This is a genomic window from Mesorhizobium sp. WSM4815 (genome assembly GCF_055811575.1).
Map to the genome: position 1 here is coordinate 21,027 of NZ_JBVVQS010000063.1, position 6,246 is coordinate 27,272.

At 63.5% G+C, this 6,246-nt stretch carries 4 protein-coding genes; 3 read left to right on the forward strand and 1 reads right to left on the reverse strand.

Features of this window, described 5'->3' with window-relative positions:
• The first annotated feature begins 40 nt into the window (after positions 1-40).
• From AC0L2B_RS00895 to AC0L2B_RS00905, 3 genes are all read left to right on the forward strand, one after another.
• Entirely contained in the window at positions 41-406 is a 366-nt protein-coding gene (locus AC0L2B_RS00895) for an MmcQ/YjbR family DNA-binding protein (RefSeq protein ID WP_027153335.1), read from the forward strand.
• A gap of 252 nt (positions 407-658) precedes the next feature.
• Positions 659-2,137 (forward strand): L,D-transpeptidase family protein, encoded by a 1,479-nt coding sequence (locus AC0L2B_RS00900; protein WP_473743737.1) that lies wholly within the window; start codon positions 659-661, stop codon positions 2,135-2,137.
• 137 nt (positions 2,138-2,274) lie between these two features.
• On the forward strand, positions 2,275-3,825 hold the full coding sequence (locus AC0L2B_RS00905) for an MFS transporter (RefSeq protein ID WP_473743738.1): 1,551 nt from the start codon (positions 2,275-2,277) through the stop codon (positions 3,823-3,825).
• Between the two features lie 25 nt (positions 3,826-3,850).
• Here AC0L2B_RS00905 and AC0L2B_RS00910 read toward each other — a convergent pair whose 3' ends face one another.
• The gene (locus AC0L2B_RS00910) at positions 3,851-5,812 is read right to left on the reverse strand and encodes a M23 family metallopeptidase (protein WP_023797309.1); all 1,962 of its coding nucleotides are present in this window, start codon (positions 5,810-5,812) and stop codon (positions 3,851-3,853) included.
• Positions 5,813-6,246: the final 434 nt, after the last annotated feature.

Sequence of the window (6,246 nt, forward strand, 5' to 3'; positions counted from 1 at the left end):
GAGGCCGCCGCATAATCAAAAAAAATTAAACGGGGCGCAGATGACGTTGGACGACTACAACAGCTTCTGCGCCTCGCTGCCGTCGGCGACCCATGTCGTCCAGTGGGGCGGTGCTCATGTCTGGAAAGTCGGAGCCAAGGTCTTTGCGATCGGCGGTTGGAGCGATGGCAAGGAGCCGTTCGTCACCTTCAAATGCTCCGACATCGCTTATGACATCTTGAAGGAACAGCCGGGCCTTCGGCCCGCGCCCTATCTTGCCTCACGCGGCATGAAATGGATCCAGCGCCAGACCAGCCAAAGCATGGACGATGACGCGCTAAAAGACTATCTGCGCGAAAGCCACCGCCTTGTCGTACTCAAGCTGACGAAGCAGGCGCGCAAGGAATTGGGATTCGCCGCCAGCTAGTGTTCTTGCTCCAGCCCGCCAGAAATTCGCCATCTTCATGCCCGGTTCATGTTGGAACCTTATGGTTGGCAACTGATTTGCTGGCGAAGGGTTCGCCTGCCGCAAAGGCCCGAAAATCGAATTCGATTTTCGGAAAGCATGATGCGGAGATTTTTACGTGTTAGAGCGTCCCTGCGCGTCCGAAGGGACGCGCGGCGCTCTAAAGAGACAACGCCGGGCGGCGGCAATTACGGACCGGAGAATTTGGCCAGCATGTTCCGCACGATCTTCACCCTTTCGGCGTTCGCCGCCGGGCTGCTTTCTTCGAGTGTAATGGCCGCGCCGACGCAGGACATCGCGCCGCGATCTGCCCGCGCCGCGGATGCCCGAGCCGCGGATAGCCATGCTGTGCTGGTCGCCCAGAACGGCGATTTCGACGTCTACTACGACGCCAGAGGAAACCGCGTCATCGTCGATACGGAAACCGGCAAGGTGCTCGCCATCCAGCCGCCGCAGACCAGGTTTGATCGCCGCGCACTCCGCCGCGAGGGCTTGCGCAATCTCGGACCGGTCGAGGACGACCGCTATTATCTCGACGATCCGGAAGACACGGCGCGCTTGCGCCGCAGGCAATTGGAAGAGGAGGGCCTGATCGTCGTACCGCCGGTCGACGAATATGATGCCTACGGCGATCCGGTGGACGCTTTTCCCGAAGCACCGCTGGATGGCGGCAACTATGGCAACAATTATCCGGAAGCGCCGCAGCCGGTAAAGCCGCGCACCGTCATGCGCCAGCCGCTCAACGAGGCTGCGATCGAACCGGTCGAGCCGATGGAGCCGGGCGACCAGGCGGCACTGCCGCCAAAGATCGACGGTAAGATTGTCGTCGATCCGTCGCTTTCACTCGGTGCACGCCAAGAGGTCGCGGCGCTGCAAGTGCTGCTCGACCGCGCCGGCGCTTCGCCCGGCGTCGTCGACGGGCGCTTCGGCTCGAATGTCGACAAGGCGCTCGCCGCCTACAACGAGATCACCGGCAGCAATCTGCGGTCGACCGATGTGGTCGGCATCCAGGCGGCGCTTGAGCAATCCGGCGGCGATGCCTTCGCCTCCTACAGCATCACGCCAGAGGATGCTGCCGGCCCCTATGTCGCATCGGTGCCGGAAGACTACGGCCAGAAGGCGCAACTCGAACGGCTGAGCTACACCTCAGTCACCGAAGCGCTGGCCGAGCGGTTCCACATGGACGAGAACTATCTGAAGGCGCTCAATCCGGAAGCCAATTTCAACCGTCCCGGCACGATCATCAAGGTCGCCAATTTCGGCAGGCTGGTGGCCACGCCGGTGGCACGCATCATCGCCGACAAGGGCAAAAAGCAGGCCCGCGCCTATGACGCGTCGGGAAAGCTGATCGCGGCCTATCCAGCCACCATCGGCTCGGCTGACACGCCTTCACCCACCGGCACGCATGCGGTGTCGCGGGTCGCTCTCGACCCGAACTACACCTACAATCCGAACATCAATTTCAAGCAGGGCGAAAACAACAAGATCCTGACCATCCCGCCGGGCCCGAACGGCCCCGTCGGCTCGGTCTGGATTGCGCTGGACAAGCCGACCTACGGCATTCACGGCACACCCGACCCCTCCAAGATCGGCAAGACCGAAAGTCATGGCTGCGTGCGGCTGACCAATTGGGACGCGCGCGAACTGGCAAAAATCGTGTCGCCGGGCGTCACGGTGGAATTCATCGACTGAGCCCTATCCCAAATCATCGCGCAGTCCTGGGTCAACCCGGGAGCAGGCTCTTTGGGCGACGTGATCCTGTTCTGGTTTCAACGACAGCAACCCTCTGGCCGGTTGTTGCCGGCGCATAGGAGGTCTAAGCAGGCTTCATGCGTTCTCCAAGCGAAGTCGGCGCCGAAGCCGTCCCCCTGGTCAGGCCGCTGCCGGCCGATACGTTCTGCCCGCAATCGCGACGCAGGTTCGTGCTGATCGCGGCGATCCTGGCTTCCGCGCTCGGCTTCATCGACGGCTCGATCCTGGCCATCGCCACGCCGGCGATTCGCGTCGATCTTGGCGCCAGTTTCGCCGAGGCGCAGTGGATTTCAAACGCCTATGCGCTGACGCTTTCGGCACTCATCCTTGTTGGCGGCGCCGCCGGCGACCGTTTTGGCCTGCGGCATGCTTTCGTGGCAGGCATCGCGCTGTTCATTGCCGCCTCGCTTGCCTGCGCGGTGGCGCCGAATCCACCAATGCTCATTGCCTTTCGCGCCATTCAGGGCATCGGTGCTGCCATCATGGTGCCAGGCAGCCTCGCCATTATCGCCAAGGCCTATCCGAAGAAGGAGCGCGGCAGGGCGATCGGCATCTGGGCGGCAGCCTCGGCGCTGACGACGGCGCTTGGCCCGGTGCTGGGCGGCGTTGTCTTGTCGGCCTTCGGCGACGGCATCTGGCGGGTGATCTTCGCGGTCAATCTGCCGCTTGGTCTTGTCTCGATCTATCTTCTGCTCGCCAAGGTCCCGGCCGACGCACCGACCGAAAGGCGCAGCCTCGATCTCGGCGGCGCTGCACTCGCCACCTTGGCGTTCGGAGCGCTTGCCTACGGCTTGACTTCGATGAGCGCAGAGGGCGAGGGGCAAATGTCCGGCCCGAGCATTGCCGCCGGCGCGGTGCTGCTCATCGTGTTCATTGTCTTCGAGCGCCGGCAGCGCGAACCGATGATCGATCTCTCGCTGTTTCGGGTCGGCGCCTTCGCCGGCGCCAATGTGGCGACCTTCTTCCTCTATTTCGCACTGTCGGCCAACCTGTTCTATCTGCCGATGCTGCTCATCGCCGGATGGGGGCTGAGCGCCGCCGAGGTCGGCTTCATCTTCCTGCCGCTGTCGGTCTTGATCGCGCTGTTGTCGGGGCCGGTCGGCCAGTGGTCCGACCGGATCGGTCCGCGTTTTCCGATCGCCAGCGGCAGTCTCGTCGTCGCTGTCGCCTTTGCCGGGCTTGCCGTGCTGGCCTATGCTGGCATCCACAGTTTCTGGTGGGGAGTGTTTCCGCTGATGGCGCTGATGGGGCTCGGCATGGCGCTGGTGGTGTCGCCGCTGTCGACGGCGGTGATGACGGCGGTCGAGGACAAGGATACCGGTGCTGCCTCGGGAATCAACAATGCCGTCTCGCGCATTGGCGGCCTGATCGCAGTGGCGGCGATGGGGTCACTGGCGGCCTGGGTCTATGCAGCAGCGCTGAACAGCGGTGCCGCATCCGGCATTCCGGGTTTCGGCGAACCGGCACCGGATCTCGATGCAGCAAGGCTGGCCGCCAGCGACGCAGCGTTCGCAGCAGTCGCCTTGGTGACCGCGCTGCTTTGCCTGCTCTCGGCGATCGTGGCGTGGACAACTGTTTCCGGCGAGCGACTGCCATGGCCGCGTGGATCTGAGGCTCCGCAGCGCTGAGCAGCCGGCAAAGGCCCAGCTCGGCTCAGCCTTCGATCTTGGCGCTCGCGACCTTCAGCGAATCATTGTCTTCCTGCTTGAGCAGATCATCGATGCGCCCGCGCTCGCGCTTGAAGGCGACGAGGTCGTCGCCCTTCAGCACCTTGCCGACCGGCAGGCGAACGCGCATCGGGTCGACCTTGGTGCCGTTGACGATCAGCTCGTAGTGGAGGTGCGGACCGGTGGCGAGGCCGGTCTGGCCGAGAAAGCCGATGGTCTGGCCTTGGCGGACGCGCACGCCCGGCGCGATGCCTTTGGCAAATGCGCTCTGGTGATTGTAGGACGTCTCGTAGCCATTGGCGTGACGGAGAATGATCTGTTTGCCATAGCCGCCGGCCCAGCCGGCCTTCTCGACGACACCGTTGCCGGCGGCGATGATCGGCGTGCCGATGGCGGCTGACCAATCGACGCCGGTATGCAAGCGCACATAGCCGAGGATCGGATGCCTGCGGGCACCGAAGCCGGAGCGGAATTTTCCTGCGGGCAGGGGATTGCGCAGCAGGAATTGCTGGGCGCTGCGGCCATCCTCGTCGAAATAGTCGGTGCTGCCGTCCTGCATCTGGAACCGGTAGAAATTGCGCGTCGTGCCGCCGAAGCTCGCCGAGACATAGAGCAGCTCGGATTCGTCGGATGCCCGGTCGTCGCCATCCGGCTGCGAGAACAGCACCTCGATGCGGTCCGACGGATTGAGCCGCGACTGGAAATCGACGCCGGACGCCAGGAGCTTGATCAGCCGCTTGGTCATCGCCTTGGACATGCCGTAGGAGTAGGCGGCGCGGTAGATGCCGTCATAGACGTTCGGCAGATTGCCGCGCACCACCACCGGCGGCGAATCATCGAACGCGGTCAGCAATTCGGGATTGGGCTCCGGCTCCTGCGCCGGCACATATTGGCCGTGATCATCGAGCGCGATGGTGACGATATGCTGGGCCCTGTCGTAGATGCCGGTGCGAACGACCTTGGCGGCGTCGCCATGGATCTCGAGGCCGACGCGCAGCACGGTTCCCGCCTTGAGCGCTGTCGCATTCAGCAATTTGGCGATCGCCTCGGCCATACCGGTGGCGTCCTCGCCGGTATAGCCCGAATCGGCGAAAGCCTCGACGATGTTGCGGTCCCTGGTGAAGGGGATGATCTCCTCGGCGAAGGCCGGCGCCTGATCGTCGGGGGCAGCACGCGGCGACACCGAGACGTTTTCCGGAACGATCCTGACGTCGTAGGAGCCGGCCATGCTCTCGGCGAATGCATCGCCGAATCGCTGCGGGTCGACATAATGCAGCGACGCGACCTGCACGGCGCCGTCGCTCAGACCCGTGCCCGCCTCGCGCACCACCTTTTCCACCTCGTCGGCGGACAAGTCACTCTTTTCGTCGAACGCTGCCGTCTCGATTGGGAAATCGACCGTTTTCAGGCTCAACTCGCTTTCGACCTTGGCGCCATAGATCTGGCCTGCGGCGGCGGTCGCCGGCTGACCGGCATTGCCGTCGCGGTCGTCGCCAAACACCTGCATCGGATTGAAAGGCGGATAGGCGCGGCTGGTCGTGTGCCCGGCGGCAAGCGCCATCTTGATCTGCACGAAAGGCATGGTGTGGATGACATCGCGGTCGCCGACCTTGGTCACCATCGGCACTTCCATGCGCCGGCGGTCCTTGGCCTTGGCGATCTGGCGCGGCGCCACCAGCCTGGTGGTCTTGGCGATCTCGCCGGAATCGTCGCCTCTCGCAAGGCTGATCAGTTCGGCGATTTCGGGCGGCGTCGCCAATTGCTGACGGCCGTCGAGGGCTGCGAACAGCGCCACACCCATCAGCACGCTCGACGTCACGCCGGTAAGAAAAGTGCCCGACAGCCAGCGCGCCGAAACCTCGCGCCGGTCGGGCGGGCCACTGCGACCGTCCGCAATCAGCGGCGGCTCGTTGCCGAGTTCGGCTATGACATTTTCCGTATCTGGCATCCAGAAAGGCTGCTTCTTCCCCGGGCGGGACGGCTTGTCGCTTTTGTTGTGGCCATGACATTTGCCTGTCACGGCGGGCGAAGTCAACGAAGCGGCTGGCTTCGGCCGAGATCCCCAGTCATACTTCTCTCTTAGTGGCTCTCTTACAGTCTCTTATAAGGCGCCGCGCCAGTGGTGCTGCGCCAGCTTCGTTGGCGTTGGTGTCAAACCGCAATGCGGCGGCAATAGGGCTCCGTGGCGGTGTTCGGCTTTGTTATCCCCCATGCCGCCGCGGAAGTCGGCTACCGAAAATCGGCGCCGCAATCTTTCGTCGCAAAAAATTCAAAAAAGACCGAAATCGTTGTTGACACTTTGGATGGGCGCCGACTATATACGCCTCACCAACGAGGGCGGCGCGCCGCTGGCGACGAAGAAGTTCGCTTCTAGATCTGCCC